The following is a 20,701-nucleotide window of genomic DNA, read 5'->3' as shown; positions in this document are numbered from 1 at the left end:
TCAGCGGGTGAGCCGAATGCGCCAGCGCACCAGCGCGGCGTAGGCGACGGTGAGCACCGCGAGCATGCCCATGTCGAACAGCCAGGCCGCCGCCGTGTGCTCGAAGTGGCTGTCCCGCGGGCTTTGCGGGCCGGGTGACACCGTCCACAGGTCGACGGTCGACCCCTGCGCCGCGTAACCCCACCGCGAGGGCACCAGCCAGGAGAGCTGATCGAGGAAGATCCGGTGGGTGACGGGCACCATGCCGCCGGAGAGAACCATCTGCATCATCAGCGACACCACCAGCAGCGGCATGATCTGCTCACCTGTGCGGGCCAGCGCCGAGAGCAGCAGGCCCATCATCGCCGCCGCCACACACGTCGCCGCAACCCCGACGAACAGCTCGAAGGTGGCATTACCGAGCAGCACCGCCGGGCGCGTCGGCGGCCCCTTGCCCAGCACCACGATGGCCGTGGCGATGGCCGCCTGAATGACCGCGAACGTGCAGAACACCACGACCTTGGCCAGCAGGTAGGCCGTGCTCGACAGGCCAACCGCCTGTTCTCGCCGGAAGATCGGCCGCTCGCCGATCAGGTCGCGGATGGTCAGCGCGGTCCCCATGAACACGGCCGCCATGGTGAGCAGGGTCAGGATCATCCCCGCTTCACCGGCCGACTCACTCACCGGATCCGCATAACCGAAACCGACGCTGCCGGGAACGGTCAGCGAGAGCACGCCCATGACGAACGGCAATACCGCCAGGAATAGGAAGTAGGCACGGTCGGCGACCACCAACCGGACCTGGCGGCGGGCGATCGTGGAGAACTGGCGTCGCTTACTGGTGTGCGGCGGGACGCCCAGCTCGGCCGGCGCCTCGGTCCGCGCTGGCGGCGGGGGTCTGTTCTGGGCCAGAAAGCGGCGGTTGGCCTCGTCCGGGTCGGCGCCCACCTTGGCGAAGATGTGCGCCCAGTTGGCGGTCCCCATGGCCGCGCCGATCTGGCCGGGCGGGCCGAGGTACGCCGTCTTGCCGCCCGGCGCCATCAGCAGCACCTGGTCGCAGACGTCGAGGTAGGTCAGCGAATGGGTGACCACCAGCACCACGCGACCGGCGTCGGCGAGTTGTCGCAGCATGGTCATGACCTGCAGGTCCAGCGCCGGATCCAGGCCGGAGGTCGGTTCGTCGAGGATCAGCAGCGAAGGCCCGGTCAGCAGTTCCAGCGCCACCGAGGCGCGTTTGCGCTGGCCCCCGGAGAGCTTGTCGACCCGGGTGTCCGCGTGCTCGGTCAGGCCCAGCTCGTCGAGGACCTGGGCGACCACCTGCGCGCGATCGGTCTTGCTGGTGTCGGGCGGCAGGCGCAGCTCGGCGGCGTAGCCGAGCGCCTGGCTGACCGTGAGCTGGCGGTGCACGACGTCGTCCTGGGGGACCATCCCGATCCTGGTGCGCAACGAGGCGTACTCGCTGTGGATGTCGTGCCCCTCGAAGGTGACCGAGCCAGACGACGGCGTGGCATACCCGGCGATCAGCCGCGACAGCGTGGTCTTGCCCGCACCCGACCCGCCGATCAGCGCGGTCAGCGTGCCCGGCCGGGCGACCAGCGAGATCCTCTCGAGCAGGTTCTTCCCGTCGATGCCGAAGTTGACCTCGCGCACCTCCAGGCCGCCGGCCCGGGTCGCCGCCTCCTGGCGGCGGACCAGCATGCCGTCGTGGAACACCAGGTCGACGTTGCCGATCGTCACCACGTCGCCCTCGGACAGCGCCGCGGACCCAACCTTGACGCCGTTGACGAAGGTGCCGTTGCCGCTGTTCGCATCGCGGATCTCGGCGCCCGTCGGCGTCGGCGTCAGGAAGGCGTGATGACGCGACGCCAGGACATCGTGGATGACGATGTCGTTGTTGAGCGCGCGCCCGATCGAGGCGCCGCGGCCGGCGGACGGCCGGCGATCGGACTCGGCTCCCGGAACGCTGACCTGTGTGGTCGGGAATTCTCCGGCGTCGCTGCTCCTGCCGACGGGCGGATTCACCGCGGCGGGATTCGGCCCGGAGTGCGGTACGGCGCGGGTCGCGGCCTCAGGCGGGACGATCGGAACGGCCGACCTGCGCTGTCGGTCGCGCCGCGGGAAGGGGCGCGACGGCGGCGGGGCGGGCGGTCTTGGAGGATGCGCAGGGGGCCGGGGCGGGCCGGCCGCGGGTCGCGGTCCGGTGGGTTGCGCCCGCAGGGGCGCCGGGGCGCTGGGCGCAGCGGTGATGATGGGGATCGACTTCGTGGTCGGCGGGAGCAGGCCGACGTCGCCCCTATGCTGGCCCACTTCGAAGGTGATCCGCGGACCGTCGGGCTTGCCGATGTTGATCGTCTGGCCGTCGTGGATGTCGACGACCGGCACCCGCTGGCCGTCCAGGTAGACCCCGTTCAGCGAGTTGTTGTCGAGGGCCAGCCAGCGCCCCTGATCGAAGCGCAGCAGCACGTGCGCGCGGGCGATCAGCGGGTGCGCCACGCGCAGGTCGGCGCGCAGGTCGCTGCCCACGACCACGTCGCGCCCGGCGGCGAAACTACCTTGGGAGCGGTCAGATCGAGCCGTCAGCACGGGCTGCGCAGGTCGAGTCATCACATCCAGATTAAAGATCGTTGCCTGTGAGCGGCCTCAGCGTTTCAGCCGGATATGCCAGCGGACGAAGCCGGTGTAGCCGATCGACAGCGCCGCGAGCATGAACATGTCGAACACGAAAATGTGCTTCGAGTGCTGCCAGATCGGGTCGTTGCTCGGGATCTGCTTGACCTTCACCAGCGACGGGAAGTCGATCGAGGACGCCCCCGCCGCGTAGCCCCACCGGGCCGGCGTCAGCCACGCCATCTGCTCGAGGCCGACGCGCTGATACACCGGGATCATGCCGCTGGAGAACACCAGCTGCGACATGATCGACACCACCAGCAGCGGCATGATCTGTTCGTTGGACTGCGCGATGGCGGACAGCAGCAGGCCCAGCATGGCCGACGCCACACAGGTGCCCGCGACGGTGACGAACAGCGAGAAGGTGGAGTTGCCGAAGAACTGGGGATGCGCCGTCGGCGCTCCCTTGCCCAGCCGCACGATCATGGTGGCGATCGCCGCCTGGCCCGTCGCGAAGACACAGAACACCGCGATCTTGGCCAGTAGATAGGCGGTGGTGGACAGGCCGACGGCCTGCTCTCGCCGGAAGATGGCGCGCTCGCCGATCAGGTCGCGAATGGTCAGCGCGGTGCCCATGAAGACGGCACCGATGTTCAACAGCACCATGATGTACTGCGGCTGGGTCGGGGCGGGGCCCAGCGGGTCGGCCGGCCCGAGCCCGGGGTGGGGGCCCTTCACCGTCAGCGACAACGCACCGATGAGGAACGGCAGGATCGCCAGGAAGATCGTGTAACCGCGGTCGGATACGACCAGGCGAACCTGGCGGCGGGCGATCGTGGACAGCTGCCGGAACAGGTTGGTTTGGGGTGGTTCGCCCAGATCCGCCGGGCTCTCCGGGGTTGGTGGCTGCGACGACTGGTGGTTGCGCTCCTTGAACCGGCGGTTGGCCTCGTCCGGGTCGGCACCCACCTTGGCGAAGATGTCGGCCCAGTTGCGCGTCCCCATGGCGGACTCGACCTGGTCGGGCGGCCCGCAGAAAGCGGTCTTACCGCCGGGCGCGACCAGCAGGATCTGATCGCAGACGTCCAGATACGACACCGAGTGGGTCACCACCAGCACCACGCGGCCCGCGTCGGCCAGCTGGCGCAGCATCAGCATCACCTGGCGGTCCAGCGCCGGGTCCAGTCCCGACGTCGGCTCGTCCAGCAGCAGCAGCGACGGCTGGGTGAGCAGCTCGAGGGCGACCGAGGCGCGCTTGCGCTGGCCGCCGGAGAGCTTGTCGACGCGAGTGTCGGCGTGCTGGGTCATGTCGAGTTCCTCGAGCACCTGCGCGACGACGCGGGCCCGTTCCTCTTTGCTGGTGTCGGGTGGCAGGCGCAGTTCGGCGGCGTAGTTCAGGGCCTGGTTGACAGTCAGCTGGCGGTGCACCACGTCGTCCTGCGGGACCATGCCGATCCTGCTGCGCATGGAGGCGTACTCGGTGTGAATGTTGTGACCCTCGAAGGTCACCACGCCCGAGGTCGGGCTGGTGTAGCCGACGATCAGCCGCGACAGGGTGGTCTTGCCGGCACCCGACCCACCGATGATGGCGGTCAGTGTCCCGGGCCGGGCGGTCAGCGATATGTGGTCCAGCAGCTGCTTGCCGTGGTCGACGGTGTAGCAGACGGAGCTGACCTCCAGCCCGCCGGTGCGTGTCGCCGCCTCGGTGCGCCGAACCAGGCTGTCGCCGGTGAACACCAGGTCGACGTTGCCGATGGTGACCACGTCGCCCTCGGTCAGCACCGCCGAACCGACCCGGACGCCGTTGACGAAGGTCCCGTTCACGCTGTGCGCGTCGCGGATCTCGGTGCCCAGCGGCGTCTGGATCAAGAAGGCGTGGTGACGCGAGGCCAGAACGTCCTGGATGACGATGTCGTTGTCGGTGGCACGGCCGATGGTTTGCGACCCGGCCGGCTGCGCAATCGCGCCGGACCGCGACGGCATCAGCGCCTGGAACATCTTCGTCGCCAGGTTCGCCACCTCGGGCGGCTTGGCGGAGGCGGGGGCCATGCGGGTGTGTGGGCTCCCCGAGCCCCTCGCCGGCATCTGCGCGATGGGCGGGGCGTTGTGCGGCGGGGGTGGTGCAGCGGGCGGGCGTCCACCGCCGCCGCCCCCGTACATGCTGTGACCCGGCGGGCCGTGCCGCTGCACGGGCGCGGGCTGCGGTCGTCGCGGCGGCGCCGCCCAATTGGGCGTGCGCCCGGGCGGCGGCGGAGGCGGTGGAGTGACGGCGGGCGGGGCCGGCTGTGCCGACCACGCCGCGGCCTGCGGCGGTGCCGCCACCGGGATGTTCATCGATTCGGTTCGGGGCGGGCGCCCGGCCATGCCCTGGTGGCGGCCGACGTCGAACGTCAGCAGCGGTCCGTCCGGGTTGCCGATGTTCAAGTGTTGCCCGTCGTGGATTTCGACGACCGGCACGCGCCGACCGTTGACGAAAGTGCCGTTGAGCGAACCGTTGTCGATGGCCAGCCACTTGCCCTGATCGAAACGCAGCAGCAGGTGGGCACGCGAAATCAACGGGTGGGTGATACGCATGTCCGCTCGCAGATCGCGCCCGACTACTACGTCGTGGCCCGCTGCGAAGGTGTGTTCCGATCCTTCGTGATGGACGGTTAGCGCTGGCGGGGCTGGTGCTGACATCGCCACAACTGTAGCTTGCAGCCCTGTGGTTTACCGATGAGCGTCGGGCGCGCCGGTGACCACACAGTGCGTTCGAGTGTAGATCGTGGGCATGCATTGGTTGCAGTGCGTGCACGCCGAATGCACGTGGTGCCCTGCGCCATCAGCCGCGATTCGGTTGATCAGATCCGGCTCGGCCAACAGCGCCCGGGCCATCGCGACGAACTCGAATCCCTCCGCCATCGCCAGGTCCATCGTCTCCCGGTTGGTGATTCCGCCGAGCAGGATCAACGGCATCTTCAACTCGTTGCGGAACAGCTTGGCGTCGCGCAATAGATAGGCCTCGCGGTAGGGGTATTCGCGCAGGAACTTCTTGCCCGTCATGCGCATGCCCCAGCGCAGCGGCGGCTTGAACGCGCCGGCGAACTCCTTGAGCGGCGCGTCGCCGCGGAACAGGTACATCGGGTTGACCAGCGAGCTGCCCGCGGTGAGTTCGATCGCGTCCAGCCCGCCGTCTTCTTCCAGCCACTTGGCGGTGGTCAGCGACTCCTCCGTGCTGATGCCGCCGCGAACGCCGTCGGTCATGTTCAGCTTGGCGGTCACCGCGATGGGCGTGCCCTCCTTTTCCACCGCGCGCCGAACGGCCATCACCATGCCGCGGGCGACCTTGGCCCGGTTCTGCAGCGATCCGCCGAACTCGTCGTCGCGGCGGTTGATCAGCGGGGACAGAAACGAACTTGCCAAATAGTTGTGGCCCAGGTGGATTTCGACGGCGTCGAAGCCGGCTTCGATGGCCAGGCGGGCGGCGTTGGCGTGCCCGACGATCACCTCGTCGATGTCCTCGCGGGTCGCCTTCTTGGCGAACCGCATCCCGATCGGGTTGAAGAACCGGACCGGCGCCAGGGCCTTCGCCTTGTTGGACTTGGCGTTGGCCACCGGGCCGGCGTGACCGATCTGCGCGCTGACCGCCGCGCCCTCGGCGTGGATCGCGTCGGTGAGCCGCCGGAACCCGGGCACGGCCTCCGGTCGCATCCAGATCCCGTTGCCCTCGGTGCGGCCGCCGGGGGAGACGGCACAGTACGCGACGGTCGTCATGCCAACCCCACCGGCCGCCGGCAACCGGTGGTATTCGATGAGGTCGTCGGTCACCAGCGCCTCGGGTGTGCGCGCCTCGAAGGTGGCGGACTTGATGGTGCGGTTGCGCAGCGTTATCGGACCGAGCTTCGCGGGGCTGAACACGTCCGGAGGGGTAGACATACCGGGAGCCTAATGGCGATCGCAAGCGCGGCGGAGCCGGGCGCGGCGGGTCGCCATCATCGATGTCTGCCAGACTGTCAGCGTGGGAGCAATCACGCTGGACGGCAAGGCCACCCGTGACGAGATGTTCGTCGACCTCAAACAGCGCGTGACCGCATTGAGGGCATCGGACCGCACCCCCGGCCTCGGCACCATCCTGGTGGGCGATGACCCCGGCTCCCAGGCATACGTCCGGGGCAAGCACGCCGACTGCGCGAAGGTGGGCATCACCTCGATCCGCCGTGACCTGGCCGCCGACATCAGCACCGCGACGCTCAACGAGACCATCGACGAACTCAACGCCAACCCCGACTGCACCGGGTACATCGTGCAGTTGCCGCTGCCCAAGCATCTCGACGAGAACGCGGCGCTGGAGCGGGTAGACCCGAACAAAGACGCCGACGGACTGCACCCGACCAACCTGGGCCGGCTGGTGCTCAACAACCCGGCCCCGCTGCCGTGCACCCCGCGCGGCATCGTGCACCTGTTGCGCCGCTACGACGTTGAGATCGCCGGAGCGCACGTGGTCGTCATCGGCCGCGGTGTCACGGTCGGCCGCCCGCTGGGGCTGCTGCTGACTCGTCGCTCCGAGAACGCCACGGTGACGTTGTGCCACACCGGAACTCGTGACCTGCCGGCGCTCACTAGGCAGGCCGACATCATCGTCGCGGCCGTCGGGGTGCCGCACATGGTGACTCCCGAGATGGTGCGTCCCGGCGCTGCCGTGCTCGACGTCGGCGTCAGCCGGGTGGACGGCAAGCTCGCCGGCGATGTGCACCCCGACGTGTGGGATGTGGCCGGCCACGTGTCGCCGAACCCGGGCGGCGTGGGACCGCTGACCCGCGCGTTCCTGCTGACCAACGTCGTCGAGCTGGCCGAGCGGCAATGACCGCGCGCACCGTGCTGCGAGCCCAATGGCCAATTGTGTTGGTGGTCCTGATCTTTGCGGTGGCGCTTGCCCTGGTGGGGGCCAACTTCTGGCGTCGCGGTTCGCTGTTGATCGGTATCGGTGTCGGTGTGGCGGCGCTGTTGCGGCTGATGTTGTCCGAGGACAGGGCCGGCCTTCTGGTGGTGCGCGGCAAGGGAATCGACTTCATGACCACCGCGACGGTCGGGGCGGCAATGTTTTATATCGCGTGGACCATCGACCCGCTGGGCACCCGCTAGAACCGCGGCAGCGCCGGGGCCTGCCCGGCCATCGCGGGCAGTTGGCCTGCCATGCCCGGGATTTGTCCCGGCATGCCTGGCATCTGCCCGGGCATTCCCGGAACCTGCGGCATGGCGCCGGACAGGTTGCCGTTGGCGATGTTTGCCATCTCCTGGGGGCAGTACGTCTGGATCGCGATCGTGGTGAACATGCGGGCCATCATGGGTGACATGCCCCGGCCCGCGACGCTGGACGCCGCCGCCGCGAAATTGCCACCCGGCTGCGACAGCATCGGGCAGATCGATTCGCCGACGGACATCGCGTTTCCGGGCTCGCCGAAGTCGATGCCGGCGTGGTTGAGCGCGTCGATGAAGTCGTCACCGTTCCCCTCCGCTCCGGCCGGCGCCGCGAACGCCGAGGCCACGGTCAGCAGGCCGGCGGCCGCGGCCAGCAGGCGGATGGTAAGGGGCTGACGACGAAAAACCCAGACCCATTGATGAGTTCGTGCAAGTGCCTTCACGCCAGCCTCCCCGTCCGCCATGGAGTGCGTCAGCGGCACTCGAATCACGCCTACGAACTCTGAGCTATCACTGTCACGTTTGCGACACGGTGGGATAAAGGTTCGCACAATAAGCGTTTCGTGAGCTCGCCGTGTCCGCAACGTCGGCTATTACGCAGCCCGATTGCGCAAGGCCGGGTGGCAGATCGACGCCACACCGTGATCTGAACGCGGGCGGCTCGAACCGAAGATCTGGTGAGGTGATGGAGCAGCTGCGGAAGCGATAAGCCGGATCATGCGTGCGGCGTGAAGTAACTCGCCAACTCCAACCGGCTGATGTTCTGGGGTGGATACTTGCGCGAAAGTTTTTGCGCGAGTGTGAATCTGTGGCGGCACAGGCGTCCGTTTTGTCGGTGGGCTCGGATAGTTTCGCTGTATGAGCTCGGGTGGCATCATCGATCGGGACGCGATCATATCGGCCTTCGATGCCCTCGATGACGCGCTCGACGGCGTAGGGGATTTGAGTTTTCGACGCGTTGACGCCGCGAGAGTGCCTGGCACTCTTGAAGCGCCTCGAGAAGGTGCGCCGACGGCTGCCGGTCACCGAGCATCAATTAATCAATCACGTTGCCCGCCAAGCCAGCCCGGTGGAACTCGGCGGCAAACTTTCCCACGCGCTCGCCGACTGGACCTTGATCAGCCGCGCCGAAGCCTCGCGGCGCATCAAAGAAGCCGCCGACCTGGGACCTCGCCTCGGACTGACCGGCGAGCCCATTGCACCGGCACTGGCGGGCACCGCCACGGCGCAGCGCGAGGGCACGCTGGGAGCCGGGCAGGTCGCCGTGATCCGCCGCTTCTGGCATCATCTCCCCGGCTGGGTCGACCAGCTCACCCGGGAGCGCGCCGAATCCGATCTGGCCAAGCAAGGCAGTCAGTATCGGCCCGAGCAGTTGGCCGGGCTGGCTGACACACTGGCCGATTGCCTCAACCCCGACGGGACGTTCAGCGACGAGGACCGGACCCGCCGCCGCGGGCTGACGCTGGGCAACCAAGAATCCGACGGCATGTCCGCGCTTCGCGGATGGCTGACCCCCGAACTGCGTGCCACCCTGGAAGCCGTGCTGGCCAAGCTGGCCGCACCGGGCATGTGCAACCCCTTCGACGAGACGCCGTGCGTGGACGGGGCACCCACCCGCGACGGTATCGACCACGACCCTCGATCAGCCGGGCAACGCAACCATGACGGCCTCAACGCAGGGCTGCGCGCACTGCTGGCCTCCGGAAAGTTGGGTCAGCACAACGGCTTGCCGGCCGCCATCGTCGTCACCACCACGCTCAATGAGCTCGAAGCCGCGGCCGGCAGGGGATTGACCGGCGGCGGCACCATCCTGCCGATGAGCGATGTGATCCGCCTGGCCCGCCACGCCGGCCACTACTTGGCGATCTTCGACCAGGGCAAGGCGTTGGCGCTCTATCACACCAAGCGGCTGGCCTCACCCGGGCAGCGAATTGTCTTGTACGCCAAGGACCATGGGTGCTCGGCGCCTGGATGCACCACGCCCGGCTACTACTGCCAAGTCCACCACGTCACCGACTACGCCAAGTGTCACAGCACAGACGTCAACGACTTGACCTTCGCCTGCGGACCTCACCACCGCCTCCTGCAACCGGGAGGCTGGACCACCCGCAAGAATGCCAGGGGCGACACCGAATGGATCCCGCCCGCGCACTTGGACCGAGGCCAGCCGCGAATCAACACGTTCCATCACCCCGAGAAACTCCTTCGCGATGAAGACGACGACGAGTGGTAACTCGCCTTTGGAATTCCTGGGAAGCAAGCTTCCGCAAACGATTTCATCGTGGATCATCTCGAGAGTGCTGATGCGGCGAGATCGTCGCCGTCAAATGCGGCCTGACCTGCCCACTGCAGCACCCATGCGTGCCGGGGATCATCGACGGGCACCCTGACCTTCGGTCAGCCTCCCAGTGTCGCCCGGGTGCACATCGTGACATAGGGCAGCGCCAGGCCCGTCGAATTCGCCAGCGCCGGATGGGTGGCCAGCAATCGACGCACCTGGTCGAGCGTTTGGGTGCGGACCTCGGTCGGCGAGGTGATGCAATAGCTGCGCGATGCAACAAGGTCGATCAATGCTTGCGGCGTAAGGTAACTCGTCCATTCGACCCGATGATGCGCCAGGTCGGCGAAGGGCTCGGGCAGCGTCACCTGGGTGCGGCCGCCGTCGCCGTCGCTGCCGATGATCTGACCTAGTTCTCGCACCCAGCCGAGCCGTTCGTCGCGGGTGTTCCACACCAGTCCCAGCCGCCCGCCGGGCCGCAGCACACGCGCCACCTCCGGAATCGCGCGCTCCGGATCCACCCAATGCCAGGCCTGTGCCACCAGCACCACGTCAACGCTGTTGTCCTCCAACGGAATCTCCTCCGCCGTGCCCAGCAGCGATTGGGTCTCCGGCAGCGAGGTACGCAGCACCTCCAGCATGTCCTGGATGGGGTCGACGGCCACCACGTCCAGGCCGCGTTCCACCAGCCGCGTCGTCAGCTTCCCGGTGCCGGCACCCAGGTCGAGCACCTGGCGCGCCCCGACCGGCAACAGCCAGTCGATCGCTTCCGGGGGATAAGACGGACGCCCACGCTCATAAGCCGCGGCCGCCGAGCCAAACGATAGGGAGCGGTCCTGGCGAGAACGGGTCACAGTCGTCACGCGCCTTGCTCATCGGCCAGTTTGAGGGTTTTCCCAATCAATTCGTTGACTGCGTCGGCTTCGATCAGGAATCCGTCGTGCCCGTAGATGGACTCGATGATGTCCAGTTCGGCGCAGCCCGGCAGCAGCTCAGCCAGCTCTTCCTGCAGACGCAGCGGGTAAAGCCGGTCACTGGTGATGCCGCCGATCACGACCGGTACCGGACACTCGCTCAATGCTTTTCGGACTCCGCCGCGGCCGCGGCCCACGTCGTTGCTGGTCATCGAGTCCGACAAAGCCACGTAGCTGCCGGCGTCAAAGCGGTCGACCAGCTTGTCGCTCTGATATTCCAGGTAGCTTTGCACCGCGTAGCGGCCGCCGTTCGCCGCATCTTCGCCACCCTGGCTGCCGTTGCCGAACCGGGTGTCGAGCTCCAGCTCGCCGCGGTAAGTCAAGTGGGCGAATTGCCGGGCGAGCGCCATTCCAGTGTCTGGTTTACGCCCGGTGCCGTAATAGTCGCCGCCCTGCCAGTCCGGGTCTGCCTGGATCAGCGATATCTGCGTAGTCAGGTGGCCGATCAGGTCGGCGGTGCTGCGCGCGCCGACCGCTATCACCAACCCGGCCCGAACCCGGTCGGGCTGGGCGACGATCCACTCCAAAGCCCTTGCCCCGCCCATGGATCCGCCGACGACGGCGGCAACCCGGTCGATGCCAAGCGCTGCCAGCGCGGCGACGTCCGCCGCGACCTGATCCTGCACCGTGATCTGTGGAAATCTAGAGCCCCATGGCTTTCCGTCCGGGGCAACCGAGCTCGGCCCGGTGGAGCCGCGGCAACCGCCCAGCACATTGGTGACCACCGCACACCAGCGGTTGGTGTCGATCGGGGCACCCGGCGCGGCAACACCGTCCCACCAACCAGGCGTGGGATGTCCCGGCCCGGCGGGTCCGGTCAGGTGCGAATCACCAGTAAGTGCGTGCAGCACCACCACCACGTTGTCGCGGCTCGGGGACAACTCCCCCCAACGCTGGACGGCGATGCAGACATCGTCGATCACCGCGCCGCTTTCGGTGGTCAGTGAGCCGATCCGCACCACGCCGGTCTCGCCTTCGGCCGGCAGCGGCTGGGTCGCAGCGTCGGAGATCGTCACCGCGGGCCTCCTCAAAATGCCGCCACGGCTTGCGGATCGGTGCCGGACGCCCCCGCCGTCGCACCGAGCTTGCGTGCCGCGGCAAAGCCGAGCTCCAGGTCGGCGAGGATGTCGTCGATCCCCTCGATGCCCACGGCCAGGCGGACCAGCCCGGGGCTGACCCCGGTGCTGAGCTGCTCCTGCGGGCTCAGCTGGGCGTGCGTCGTGGACGCCGGGTGGATCACCAGCGAGCGCACGTCGCCGATGTTGGCCACATGGCTGTGCAGCTTCAGCGCGTTCACGAACGCTTTGCCGACCTCGACACCGCCGGCCAGCTCGAAGGCCAACACCGCGCCGGTTCCCTTGGGCGCCAGCTTCTTTGCCCGCTCATGCCAGGGCGAGCCGGGCAGGCCCGCATAGTTGACCGACACCACTCCCTCATGGCCGGCCAGGTACTCGGCCACGCGCTGCGCGTTGGAGACGTGGCGCTCCATGCGCAGGCTCAGCGTCTCGATGCCCTGGGCGACCAGGAACGCGTTGAACGGCGAAGCGGCCGAACCGAGGTCGCGCAGCAGCTGCACGCGCGCCTTGAGCGCGTAGGCCGGCGGGCCGAGCTCGGCGAACACCACGCCGTGGTAGCTCGGGTCAGGGGTGGTGAATCCCGGGAAGCGGCCCTGCGTCCAGTCGAAGGTGCCGCCGTCGACGATGACCCCGGCGATCGCCGAGCCGTGGCCGCCGAGGTACTTGGTGGCGGAGTGCACGACGATGTCGGCGCCGTGGGAGAACGGCTGGATCAGGTACGGCGTGGCGATGGTGTTGTCGACGATCAGCGGAACGCCGTTGGTGTGCGCGACCCCGGCGACCCCCGGGATGTCCAGCACATCGATCTGCGGGTTGGAGATGGTCTCGCCGAAGAAGGCTTTGGTGTTCGGCCGGACCGCGGCCTGCCACGAATCCAGGTCGTCGGGGTCCGCCACGAAGGTGACCTCGATGCCGAGCTTGGCCAGCGAATAGTGGAACAGGTTGTATGTCCCGCCATACAGCCGCGGGCTCGAGACGATGTGATCGCCGGCACAAGCCAGGTTCAAGATGGCGAAGGTCTCAGCGGCCTGTCCGGAGCTCAGGAAGAGCGCCGCCACCCCGCCCTCGAGCGCGGCGACGCGCTGCTCGACGACATCGGTGGTCGGGTTGCCGATCCGGGTGTAGATGTTGCCCGGCACTTCCAGCCCGAACAGGGCGGCGGCGTGCGTGGTGTCGTCGAAGGTGTACGACGTGGTCTGGTAAATCGGCAGGGCGCGGGCACTGGTGGCCGTGTCCGGCTGCTGGCCGGCGTGCACCTGCTTGGTCTCGAACGACCAATTTGCGGTCGGGTCGGTGTCGTGATCGGCGTTGTCGGAGGTCACGGGGTTGCTTTCTGCTGGTAGGGAATCTGCTAATCGACGGCCGGGACGCCGGAATGGGGCGTCAGCCGGCGCCACGGGTTAGCAGCGACACACGATGAGGCGCGCAAAGGCCGGGAGAATGCACATCACGTTTCCCTGTCTACTCAGGGGCCCGTCATGGCGGACCCGCGCTTGCCGGATAGCCGGTCGTTTGGCTACTCAACCTGGTCATCACCCGGGGCACCCCACCGCGGTTGGAGGGTTGCCGGCCAGCAAGCCGGGGCTTGATGCTGGCGCTCATGACCAATACGAAGATTATCGTACTGTGCCGAGTCGGTGCCAACTATCGCGGTGCACGTGCAGGTCGACACGTGTCCAAACACCCTTGCTAACGTGGCAGTCAGAACGCTGAGCCCCCAAAATTTCCAACCCATCATTGCCGCCGGGAGAGGGACCGTGAGCGCCGAACAGCCGACCGTCATCTACACACTGACCGACGAAGCGCCGCTGCTGGCGACCTACGCGTTCCTGCCGATCGTGCGCGCCTTCGCCGAGCCGGCGGGCATCGAGATCAGGTCCAGTGACATCTCCGTGGCCGCCCGAATTCTGGCGGAGTTCCCCGATCATCTGACCGAAGAGCAGCGGGTGCCGGATAACTTGGGCGAACTGGGCCGGCTGACGGAGCTCGCCGACACCAACATCGTCAAGCTGCCGAACATCAGCGCCTCGGTCCCCCAGCTGATCGCCGCCGTCAAGGAGTTGCAGGGGAAGGGATACAAGATCCCGGACCTTCCGCAGAGTCCAAAGACGGACGAGGACAAGGAGATCCGCGCGCGCTACGCCAAGTGCCTCGGTAGCGCGGTGAATCCGGTACTGCGGCAGGGCAACTCGGACCGGCGTGCGCCCAAGGCCGTCAAGGAATACGCCCGCAAGCACCCGCACAGCATGGCGGACTGGTCGCCGGCATCGCGCACTCACGTGGCGACCATGCGGCACGGCGACTTCTACCACGGTGAGAAGTCGATGACGCTGGACCGCGCGCGCGACGTGAAGATGGTGCTGGAGACCAAGAGCGGGGAGACCCTTGAGCTGAAGGCCAAGGTCGAGCTGCGCGAGGGCGACGTCATCGATTCCATGTTCATGAGCAAGAAGGCCCTCGTCGAGTTCTACGAGGAGCAGATGCAGGACGCCTACGAGACCGGCGTGATGTTTTCGCTACACGTCAAGGCGACGATGATGAAGGTGTCGCACCCCATCGTCTTCGGTCACGCGGTGAAGATCTTCTACAAGGACGCTTTCGCCAAGCACCAGGAACTCTTCGACGAGCTCGGCGTCGACGTCAACAACGGACTGGTCGATCTCTACAACAAGATCGAGTCGCTGCCCGCGTCGCTGCACGAGGAGATCATCCGCGACCTGCACGCCTGCCACGAACACCGCCCCGAGCTGGCCATGGTCGATTCCGCCAAGGGCATCACCAACTTCCATTCGCCCAGCGACGTGATCGTCGATGCGTCGATGCCGGCGATGATCCGCGCGGGCGGCAAGATGTGGGGCGCCGACGGGCGCCAGAAGGACACCAAGGCCGTCAACCCCGAGTCCACCTTCTCCCGTATCTATCAAGAGATCATCAACTTCTGTAAGACCCACGGCGCGTTCGATCCGCGGACGATGGGCACGGTTCCCAACGTCGGCCTGATGGCGCAGCAGGCCGAGGAGTACGGCTCGCACGATAAGACGTTCGAGATTCCCGAGGACGGTGTCGCCAACATCGTCGACCTCGACACGGGGGAAGTTCTGCTGACCCAGAACGTCGAGGAGGGCGACATCTGGCGCATGCCCATCGTCACGGACGAAGCGATCCGCGACTGGGTCAAGCTCGCGGTCACCCGGGCGAGGAACTCCGGTATGACGGTGTTGTTCTGGCTGGACACCGAGCGGCCGCACGAGGTCGAGCTGCGCAAGAAGGTCAAGGCGTGCCTGAAGGAACACGACACCGAGGGCCTGGAGATCCAGATCATGCCGCAGGTGTGGGCCATGAGGTACACGATCGAGCGCGCGATGCGCGGGCAGGACACCATCGCCGCGACCGGCAACATCCTGCGCGATTACCTCACCGACCTGTTCCCGATCCTGGAGCTGGGTACCAGCGCCAAGATGCTGTCCATCGTGCCGCTGATGGCCGGCGGCGGAATGTACGAAACCGGCGCGGGCGGTTCGGCGCCCAAGCACGTCCACCAACTCGTCGAGGAGAACCATCTGCGCTGGGATTCCCTGGGTGAATTCCTTGCTCTCGGAGCGTGTTTCGAAGATATCGGCATCAAGACCGACAATGAGCGCGCCAAGGTCCTGGGCAAGACGCTGGATGCCGCGATCGGCAAGCTGCTGGAGAACAACAAGAGCCCGTCGCGCAAGACCGGTGAACTTGACAACCGCGGCAGCCAGTTCTACCTGGCCCTGTACTGGGCGGCCGAACTGGCGAATTCCGACGACGACGAGTTGCGCAAGCACTTCGCCGCTCTGGCCGATTCGTTGAGCGAAAACGAGGACGCCATCGTGTCCGAACTGGCCGAGGCGCAGGGCGAGGCTGTCGACATCGGCGGCTACTACCGGCCAGACACCGAAAAGACGACGGCGATCATGCGCCCGAGCAAGACCTTCAATGAGGCGCTAGCGGCTTCGACAGGCTAGGGCCCCCGAGCAGGAAGCCGGACTCGACATGGCAGGCGAAGCCAAGGTCAAGGTCAAAGGTCGCGTCGTAGAGCTCGACGGTGACGAAATGACCCGCGTCATCTGGAAGTCGATCAAGGACATGCTGATCCTGCCGCACCTCGACATCGATCTGGACTACTACGACCTGGGCATCGAGCACCGCGACCGCACCGACGACCAGGTGACCATCGACGCGGCCGACGCCATCAAGAAGTACGGCGTTGGTGTCAAGTGCGCGACCATCACTCCCGACGAGGCCCGTGTCGAAGAGTTCGATCTCAAGAAGATGTGGCCCTCGCCCAACGGGACAATTCGAAACATTCTGGGCGGCACCATCTTCCGCGAGCCCATCATGATCTCGAACGTGCCGCGGCTGGTACCGGGCTGGACCAAGCCAATCGTCATCGGCCGCCACGCGTTCGGCGACCAGTACCGGTCGACCAACTTCGAGGTCGATAAACCCGGCACCGTCGCAATCACATTCACCCCCGCCGACGGCGGCGAACCCATGGTGCACGAGGTGGTGTCCATCCCTGAAGACGGCGGCGTCGTGATGGGGATGTACAACTTCAGGGAGTCCATCCGGGACTTCGCCCGCGCCTCGTTGAAGTACGGGCTGAACGCCAAGTGGCCGGTGTACCTGTCCACCAAGAACACCATCCTCAAGGCCTACGACGGCATGTTCAAAGACGAGTTCCAGCGCGTCTACGACGAGGAGTTCTCCGACCAGTTCGAGGCCGAGGGACTGACCTACGAGCACCGGTTGATCGACGACATGGTCGCGGCGTGCCTGAAGTGGGAGGGCGGGTATGTGTGGGCCTGCAAGAACTACGACGGCGACGTGCAGTCAGACCTCGTCGCGCAGGGCTACGGCTCACTGGGGCTGATGACGTCGGTGCTGATGACCCCCGACGGCAAGACGGTCGAGGCCGAGGCCGCGCACGGCACCGTCACCCGGCACTTCCGGCAGCATCAGGCCGGCAAGCCGACCTCGACCAACCCGATCGCCTCGATCTTCGCCTGGACGCGCGGACTGGCGCACCGCGGCAAGCTGGACGACACCCCCGAGGTGACGGAGTTCGCGCAGACCCTGGAGAACGTGGTGGTGTCCACCGTCGAGGGCGGGAAGATGACCAAGGACCTGGCCATCCTCATCGGCCCCGACCAAAAGTGGCAGCACAGCGAGGAATTCCTCGACTCGATCGCGGAAAACCTGGAAAAGCGGCTGGCTAGCTAGCCGGTGGTTGCTGCCGGTGGGCCCCGGTGCCGCACTCGTCGATGAACTCGGAGATGGTCGCGGCGACCCGGTCGGGGGCCTCGAACATCGGCACGTGACCGACGCCGTCGAGCTTGGTGATCTTGGTGCCCGGGGGCAGGAAGTTGGTGAAGTGCCGATTGAATCTGCTCGCGGGCACCACCCGGTCCTTCTCGCACAGCACCAGCTGGACCGGCACCGCGGTGTCGGCCAACTGCAGCAGGCCGGGATTCAGCAGCGACTTGGCCAGCAGCTGGAAGTACGCGGGGCAGTGCGCGGCGTCGTCGATGACGACGGACAGCTGATCCTCGCTGATGCCGTCCGGCGTCGCCGTGAGCGGCAGGGTCGCCAGCCGCCGGCTCAGCGGCAGCTTCATGGTGCGCTGGCCGAACAGCCGGGCCAGCGCCAGGACGGGCATGCCCGCGATGAACTTGCTGATGACCTCGAATTTCACCGGGCTCCACCGCGTCCATCCGCCCGCCGCGCCGATGCCGGTCACGCTGCGCGCACGCCCGCGCCGCTCGAGTTCGAAGGCCACCCAGCCGCCCAGCGAGTTGCCCACCATGTGGGCGGTTTCCCAGCCGAGCTCGTCGAGCTGGCGCTCGACATGGTCGGCCAGCACCGACGAACTCAGCAGCCAGGTGCCCGCATAGGGCCCGCCGTTGTGCCCGGCCATGGTGGGGGCGAAGACCTCGAAGCGACCCGTCTCGGCCAGCCGCGGCGCGACCGGATCCCACACCGTCTGCGACATCAGGAATCCGTGCAGCATCAGGACCGGCTCTCCGGAACCAAGGTGGATCGGCGAACGAGTCGTCATAACCCGACATTAAATGCGGTACCGCGGGTACCGCAACATCGGGGGTCGGTCTGTGCGGCCCCAACGGTTGCGCGTGAAAAGATCGGTTCATCATGAGCACCGCTACCGGATCACGCCGGATTTTCTCCGGCGTGCAGCCCACCTCCGATTCGCTTCACCTGGGTAATGCGCTGGGCGCCCTCAAGCAGTGGGTCTCGCTGCAGGACGACCATGACGCGTTCTTCTGCGTGGTCGACCTGCATGCCATCACCGTCGCCCAGGATCCGGAGTCGCTGCGCCGCCGCACCTTGATCACCGCCGCCCAGTATCTGGCACTCGGCATCGACCCGGCCCGCAGCACCGTGTTCGTGCAGAGCCAGGTGCCCGCCCACACCCAGCTGGCCTGGGTACTGGGCTGCTTCACCGGCTTCGGGCAGGCGTCGCGGATGACGCAGTTCAAGGACAAGTCGCTGCGCCAGGGCGCCGACTTCACCACCGTGGGGTTGTTCACCTACCCGGTGCTGCAGGCGGCCGACGTGCTCGCCTACGACACCGATCTGGTGCCGGTGGGTGAAGACCAGCGTCAGCATCTCGAATTGGCGCGCGACATCGCCGAGCGGTTCAACAGCCGCTTCCCGGAGACGTTCGTGGTGCCGGACATGCTCATTCCCAAGGCCACCGCGAAGATCTACGACTTAGCCGATCCGACGTCGAAGATGAGCAAGTCGGCGGCCACCGATGCCGGGCTGATCAACCTGCTCGACGACCCGGCGGTGTCGGCCAAGAAGATTCGCTCGGCGGTCACCGACAGCGAGCGCGAGATCCGCTTCGACACCGAGGCCAAACCGGGCGTGTCCAATCTGCTCAGCATCCAGTCCGCGATCACCGGCGTCGGGATCGATGAGCTCGTGGGAGGCTATGCCGGAAGGGGTTACGGCGATTTGAAGAAGGACACCGCCGAGGCGGTTCTCGAGTTCGTCGCCCCCATCAAGGCCCGAGTCGACGAACTGACCGCCGATCTCGCCGAATTGGAGGCCGTGCTCGCGTCCGGGGCGGAAAAGGCCAACGATGTGGCCGGGAAAACGGTTCAGCGGGTTTACGATCGGCTTGGGTTTCTTCCACAACGGAGCTAGTACCGCTTCCCTTTGGAGTCGTGCGATGAGCGAGCCGGCCAAGGCGGGCGTTTTTGATCGGTTGCGGGCCCGCTACGGGTGGATCGATCACGTCATTCGCGCCTACCAGCGTTTCGACGAGCGCAACGGCGGGTTCTTTGCGGCCGGCCTCACCTATTACACGATTTTCGCGTTGTTCCCTTTGCTCATGGTCGGTTTCGCGGCCTTCGGGTTCGTGCTCGCCCGCAGGCCCCAGCTGCTGAGCAGCATCGACGACCACATCCGCTCCCAGGTGACCGGCACGCTGGGTAATCAGCTGCAGGAGTTGATGAACTCGGCGATCGACGCCCGGACGTCGGTCGGCGTGATCGGTTTGGCCACCGCGGTGTGGGCGGGACTGGGCTGGATATCGCACCTGCGCCAGGCGCTGACGGAGATGTGGTGGGACCAACACATCGAGTCGCCGGGCTTCGTGCGCAACAAGTTCTCCGATCTGCTGGCGATGATGGGGACGTTCGCGATCATCGTGGCCACCGTCGCGCTGACCACCTTCGGCCATGCTGCGCCCATGGCCGCGCTGTTGAAATGGCTTGGCATACCGCAGTTTGTGGTGTTCGACTGGCTCTTCTGGCTGTTCTCGATTCTGATCGCGACGCTGGTGTCGTGGCTGCTGTTCACCTGGATGATCGCCCGCCTGCCCCGCGAAAAGGTCAGCCTCCTCGATTCGATGCGGGCCGGGCTGATCGCGGCGATCGGCTTCGAGGTGTTCAAACAGGTCGCCTCCATCTATCTCAAGGCGGTGCTGCGCAGCCCGGCGGGCGCGACCTTCGGCCCGGTGCTGGGATTGATGGTGTTCGCTTACATCACGGCCTACCTCGTCCTGTTCTGCGCGGCGTGGGCGGCGACGGCCTCGAATGATCCGCGCAGCCAACCCGTCGCCCCTCCGGCCCCGGCGATCATCGCGCCGCGCGTGCAAATAGACGAGGGCCGGGGTACCCGCCAGACGCTGACCGCGATGGCGCTGGGAGCCGTTGGTGCCCTGACACTTTCCCGAATCGCCCGCTTGACCCGCCGCGATCGCTAGCCGACCAGCTTCAGGCCCGCGACGCAGGCCACGATCCCGCCGATCAGCACCAGCTTGATCAACGACGCCGGTTCGTCACCGATCAGCATCGCGTAGCCGACTGTGAGCACCGCCCCGACGCCGACCCAGACCGCATAACTGGTTCCAACCGGCAAAGTGCGCATGGCGATCGCCAATCCGGTCATCGAAAGTGCCACGGCGACAAGGAATACCAGCGACGGCCCGAGCCGGGAGAAGCCATCGGATTTGTTCAGGGCGCTCGCCCACACCGCCTCCAGGATCCCCGACGCAATCAAGACGAGCCAGGCCATCACGCACCTCCCCGGCGCCGTCTTGTCGCTGGCCGGGT

At 66.8% G+C, this 20,701-nt stretch carries 15 protein-coding genes, 1 pseudogene and 1 riboswitch; of the genes and pseudogenes, 7 read left to right on the top strand and 9 right to left on the bottom strand.

Annotated features, from left to right (window positions below; translation table 11 throughout):
• Genes VFW69_RS21045 through VFW69_RS21035 form a run of 3 tightly spaced genes read right to left on the bottom strand, consistent with a single transcriptional unit; the run spans nucleotide 1 to nucleotide 6,501 of the window.
• The gene (locus VFW69_RS21045) at nucleotides 1-2,583 is read right to left on the bottom strand and encodes an ATP-binding cassette domain-containing protein (RefSeq protein ID WP_526504188.1); all 2,583 of its coding nucleotides are present in this window, start codon (nucleotides 2,581-2,583) and stop codon (nucleotides 1-3) included.
• A gap of 36 nt (nucleotides 2,584-2,619) precedes the next feature.
• Nucleotides 2,620-5,265 (bottom strand): FHA domain-containing protein, encoded by a 2,646-nt coding sequence (locus tag VFW69_RS21040; protein WP_526504186.1) that lies wholly within the window; start codon nucleotides 5,263-5,265, stop codon nucleotides 2,620-2,622.
• A 30-nt stretch (nucleotides 5,266-5,295) separates the two neighbouring features.
• Nucleotides 5,296-6,501 carry an NADH:flavin oxidoreductase gene (locus tag VFW69_RS21035; RefSeq protein ID WP_526504184.1) on the bottom strand — a complete coding sequence of 402 codons (1,206 nt, stop codon included), beginning with the start codon at nucleotides 6,499-6,501 and terminating at the stop codon, nucleotides 5,296-5,298.
• 82 nt (nucleotides 6,502-6,583) lie between these two features.
• Here VFW69_RS21035 and VFW69_RS21030 point away from each other — a divergent pair, with 82 nt between their 5' ends.
• Together VFW69_RS21030 and VFW69_RS21025 are read left to right on the top strand one after the other, a co-directional pair.
• On the top strand, nucleotides 6,584-7,429 hold the full coding sequence (locus VFW69_RS21030) for a bifunctional methylenetetrahydrofolate dehydrogenase/methenyltetrahydrofolate cyclohydrolase (RefSeq protein WP_526504182.1): 846 nt from the start codon (nucleotides 6,584-6,586) through the stop codon (nucleotides 7,427-7,429).
• A complete protein-coding gene (locus VFW69_RS21025) occupies nucleotides 7,426-7,707 on the top strand; it encodes a DUF3017 domain-containing protein (protein WP_526504180.1) in 282 nt (93 codons plus the stop codon). The genes VFW69_RS21030 and VFW69_RS21025 overlap by 4 nt, the downstream gene beginning before the upstream one ends.
• Here the strand turns inward: VFW69_RS21025 and VFW69_RS21020 are convergent.
• Nucleotides 7,704-8,207: a DUF732 domain-containing protein gene (locus tag VFW69_RS21020; RefSeq protein ID WP_526504178.1), complete on the bottom strand. Its 504-nt coding sequence runs from the start codon at nucleotides 8,205-8,207 to the stop codon at nucleotides 7,704-7,706. The genes VFW69_RS21025 and VFW69_RS21020 overlap by 4 nt on opposite strands.
• A gap of 415 nt (nucleotides 8,208-8,622) precedes the next feature.
• On the opposite strand from VFW69_RS21020, the pseudogene VFW69_RS21015 reads away from it, so the two are divergent.
• Nucleotides 8,623-9,997 (top strand): annotated as a pseudogene (locus VFW69_RS21015) (HNH endonuclease signature motif containing protein).
• Between the two features lie 164 nt (nucleotides 9,998-10,161).
• Here VFW69_RS21015 and VFW69_RS21010 read toward each other — a convergent pair.
• From VFW69_RS21010 to VFW69_RS21000, 3 genes are read right to left on the bottom strand one after another with little or no spacing between them, the layout of a single operon-like run.
• Nucleotides 10,162-10,896 carry a class I SAM-dependent methyltransferase gene (locus tag VFW69_RS21010; RefSeq protein ID WP_526504244.1) on the bottom strand — a complete coding sequence of 245 codons (735 nt, stop codon included), beginning with the start codon at nucleotides 10,894-10,896 and terminating at the stop codon, nucleotides 10,162-10,164.
• 5 nt (nucleotides 10,897-10,901) lie between these two features.
• A complete protein-coding gene (gene metX, locus VFW69_RS21005) occupies nucleotides 10,902-12,032 on the bottom strand; it encodes a homoserine O-acetyltransferase MetX (RefSeq protein ID WP_526504176.1) in 1,131 nt (376 codons plus the stop codon).
• Between the two features lie 11 nt (nucleotides 12,033-12,043).
• Nucleotides 12,044-13,414, bottom strand: coding sequence for a bifunctional o-acetylhomoserine/o-acetylserine sulfhydrylase (locus VFW69_RS21000; RefSeq protein WP_526504174.1), 1,371 nt, complete (start codon nucleotides 13,412-13,414; stop codon nucleotides 12,044-12,046).
• A 162-nt stretch (nucleotides 13,415-13,576) separates the two neighbouring features.
• Nucleotides 13,577-13,698: riboswitch (SAM riboswitch) on the bottom strand.
• Nucleotides 13,699-13,849: 151 nt separating this feature from the next.
• Between VFW69_RS21000 and VFW69_RS20995 the strand changes: the two genes are divergently transcribed.
• Both VFW69_RS20995 and VFW69_RS20990 read left to right on the top strand, forming a co-directional pair.
• A complete protein-coding gene (locus VFW69_RS20995) occupies nucleotides 13,850-16,084 on the top strand; it encodes an NADP-dependent isocitrate dehydrogenase (RefSeq protein ID WP_526504172.1) in 2,235 nt (744 codons plus the stop codon).
• Nucleotides 16,085-16,112: 28 nt separating this feature from the next.
• Nucleotides 16,113-17,342: an NADP-dependent isocitrate dehydrogenase gene (locus VFW69_RS20990; RefSeq protein ID WP_526504170.1), complete on the top strand. Its 1,230-nt coding sequence runs from the start codon at nucleotides 16,113-16,115 to the stop codon at nucleotides 17,340-17,342.
• Here VFW69_RS20990 and ephH read toward each other — a convergent pair.
• The gene (ephH, locus tag VFW69_RS20985) at nucleotides 17,335-18,132 is read right to left on the bottom strand and encodes an epoxide hydrolase EphH (RefSeq protein WP_526504242.1); all 798 of its coding nucleotides are present in this window, start codon (nucleotides 18,130-18,132) and stop codon (nucleotides 17,335-17,337) included. The two genes, VFW69_RS20990 and ephH, sit on opposite strands and share 8 nt — an antisense overlap.
• A gap of 137 nt (nucleotides 18,133-18,269) precedes the next feature.
• On the opposite strand from ephH, the gene trpS reads away from it, so the two are divergent.
• The gene (gene trpS / locus VFW69_RS20980; protein ID WP_526504168.1) at nucleotides 18,270-19,289 is read left to right on the top strand and encodes a tryptophan--tRNA ligase; all 1,020 of its coding nucleotides are present in this window, start codon (nucleotides 18,270-18,272) and stop codon (nucleotides 19,287-19,289) included.
• Between the two features lie 25 nt (nucleotides 19,290-19,314).
• Entirely contained in the window at nucleotides 19,315-20,352 is a 1,038-nt protein-coding gene (gene yhjD, locus VFW69_RS20975) for an inner membrane protein YhjD (protein WP_526504166.1), read from the top strand.
• Here yhjD and VFW69_RS20970 read toward each other — a convergent pair.
• A complete protein-coding gene (locus VFW69_RS20970) occupies nucleotides 20,349-20,663 on the bottom strand; it encodes a DMT family transporter (RefSeq protein ID WP_526504164.1) in 315 nt (104 codons plus the stop codon). The genes yhjD and VFW69_RS20970 overlap by 4 nt on opposite strands.
• Between the last annotated feature and the right edge of the window lie 38 nt (nucleotides 20,664-20,701).

Source organism: Mycobacterium sp., assembly GCF_036273375.1.
Lineage (GTDB): Bacteria > Actinomycetota > Actinomycetes > Mycobacteriales > Mycobacteriaceae > Mycobacterium.
The sequence above is the reverse complement of the archived record's forward strand: the minus strand, read 5'-3'. Positions and strand labels throughout refer to the sequence as shown.

Bases quoted from the DNA above. Each gene is read 5' to 3' on its own strand.
- VFW69_RS21045 (WP_526504188.1), bottom strand. From the start codon at position 2,583: ATGACTCGACCTGCGCAGCCCGTGCTGACGGCTCGATCTGACCGCTCC.
- VFW69_RS21040 (WP_526504186.1), bottom strand. From the start codon at position 5,265: ATGTCAGCACCAGCCCCGCCAGCGCTAACCGTCCATCACGAAGGATCG.
- VFW69_RS21035 (WP_526504184.1), bottom strand. From the start codon at position 6,501: ATGTCTACCCCTCCGGACGTGTTCAGCCCCGCGAAGCTCGGTCCGATA.
- VFW69_RS21025 (WP_526504180.1), top strand. From the start codon at position 7,426: ATGACCGCGCGCACCGTGCTGCGAGCCCAATGGCCAATTGTGTTGGTG.
- VFW69_RS20990 (WP_526504170.1), top strand. From the start codon at position 16,113: ATGGCAGGCGAAGCCAAGGTCAAGGTCAAAGGTCGCGTCGTAGAGCTC.
- trpS (WP_526504168.1), top strand. From the start codon at position 18,270: ATGAGCACCGCTACCGGATCACGCCGGATTTTCTCCGGCGTGCAGCCC.
- yhjD (WP_526504166.1), top strand. From the start codon at position 19,315: ATGAGCGAGCCGGCCAAGGCGGGCGTTTTTGATCGGTTGCGGGCCCGC.
- VFW69_RS20970 (WP_526504164.1), bottom strand. From the start codon at position 20,663: ATGGCCTGGCTCGTCTTGATTGCGTCGGGGATCCTGGAGGCGGTGTGG.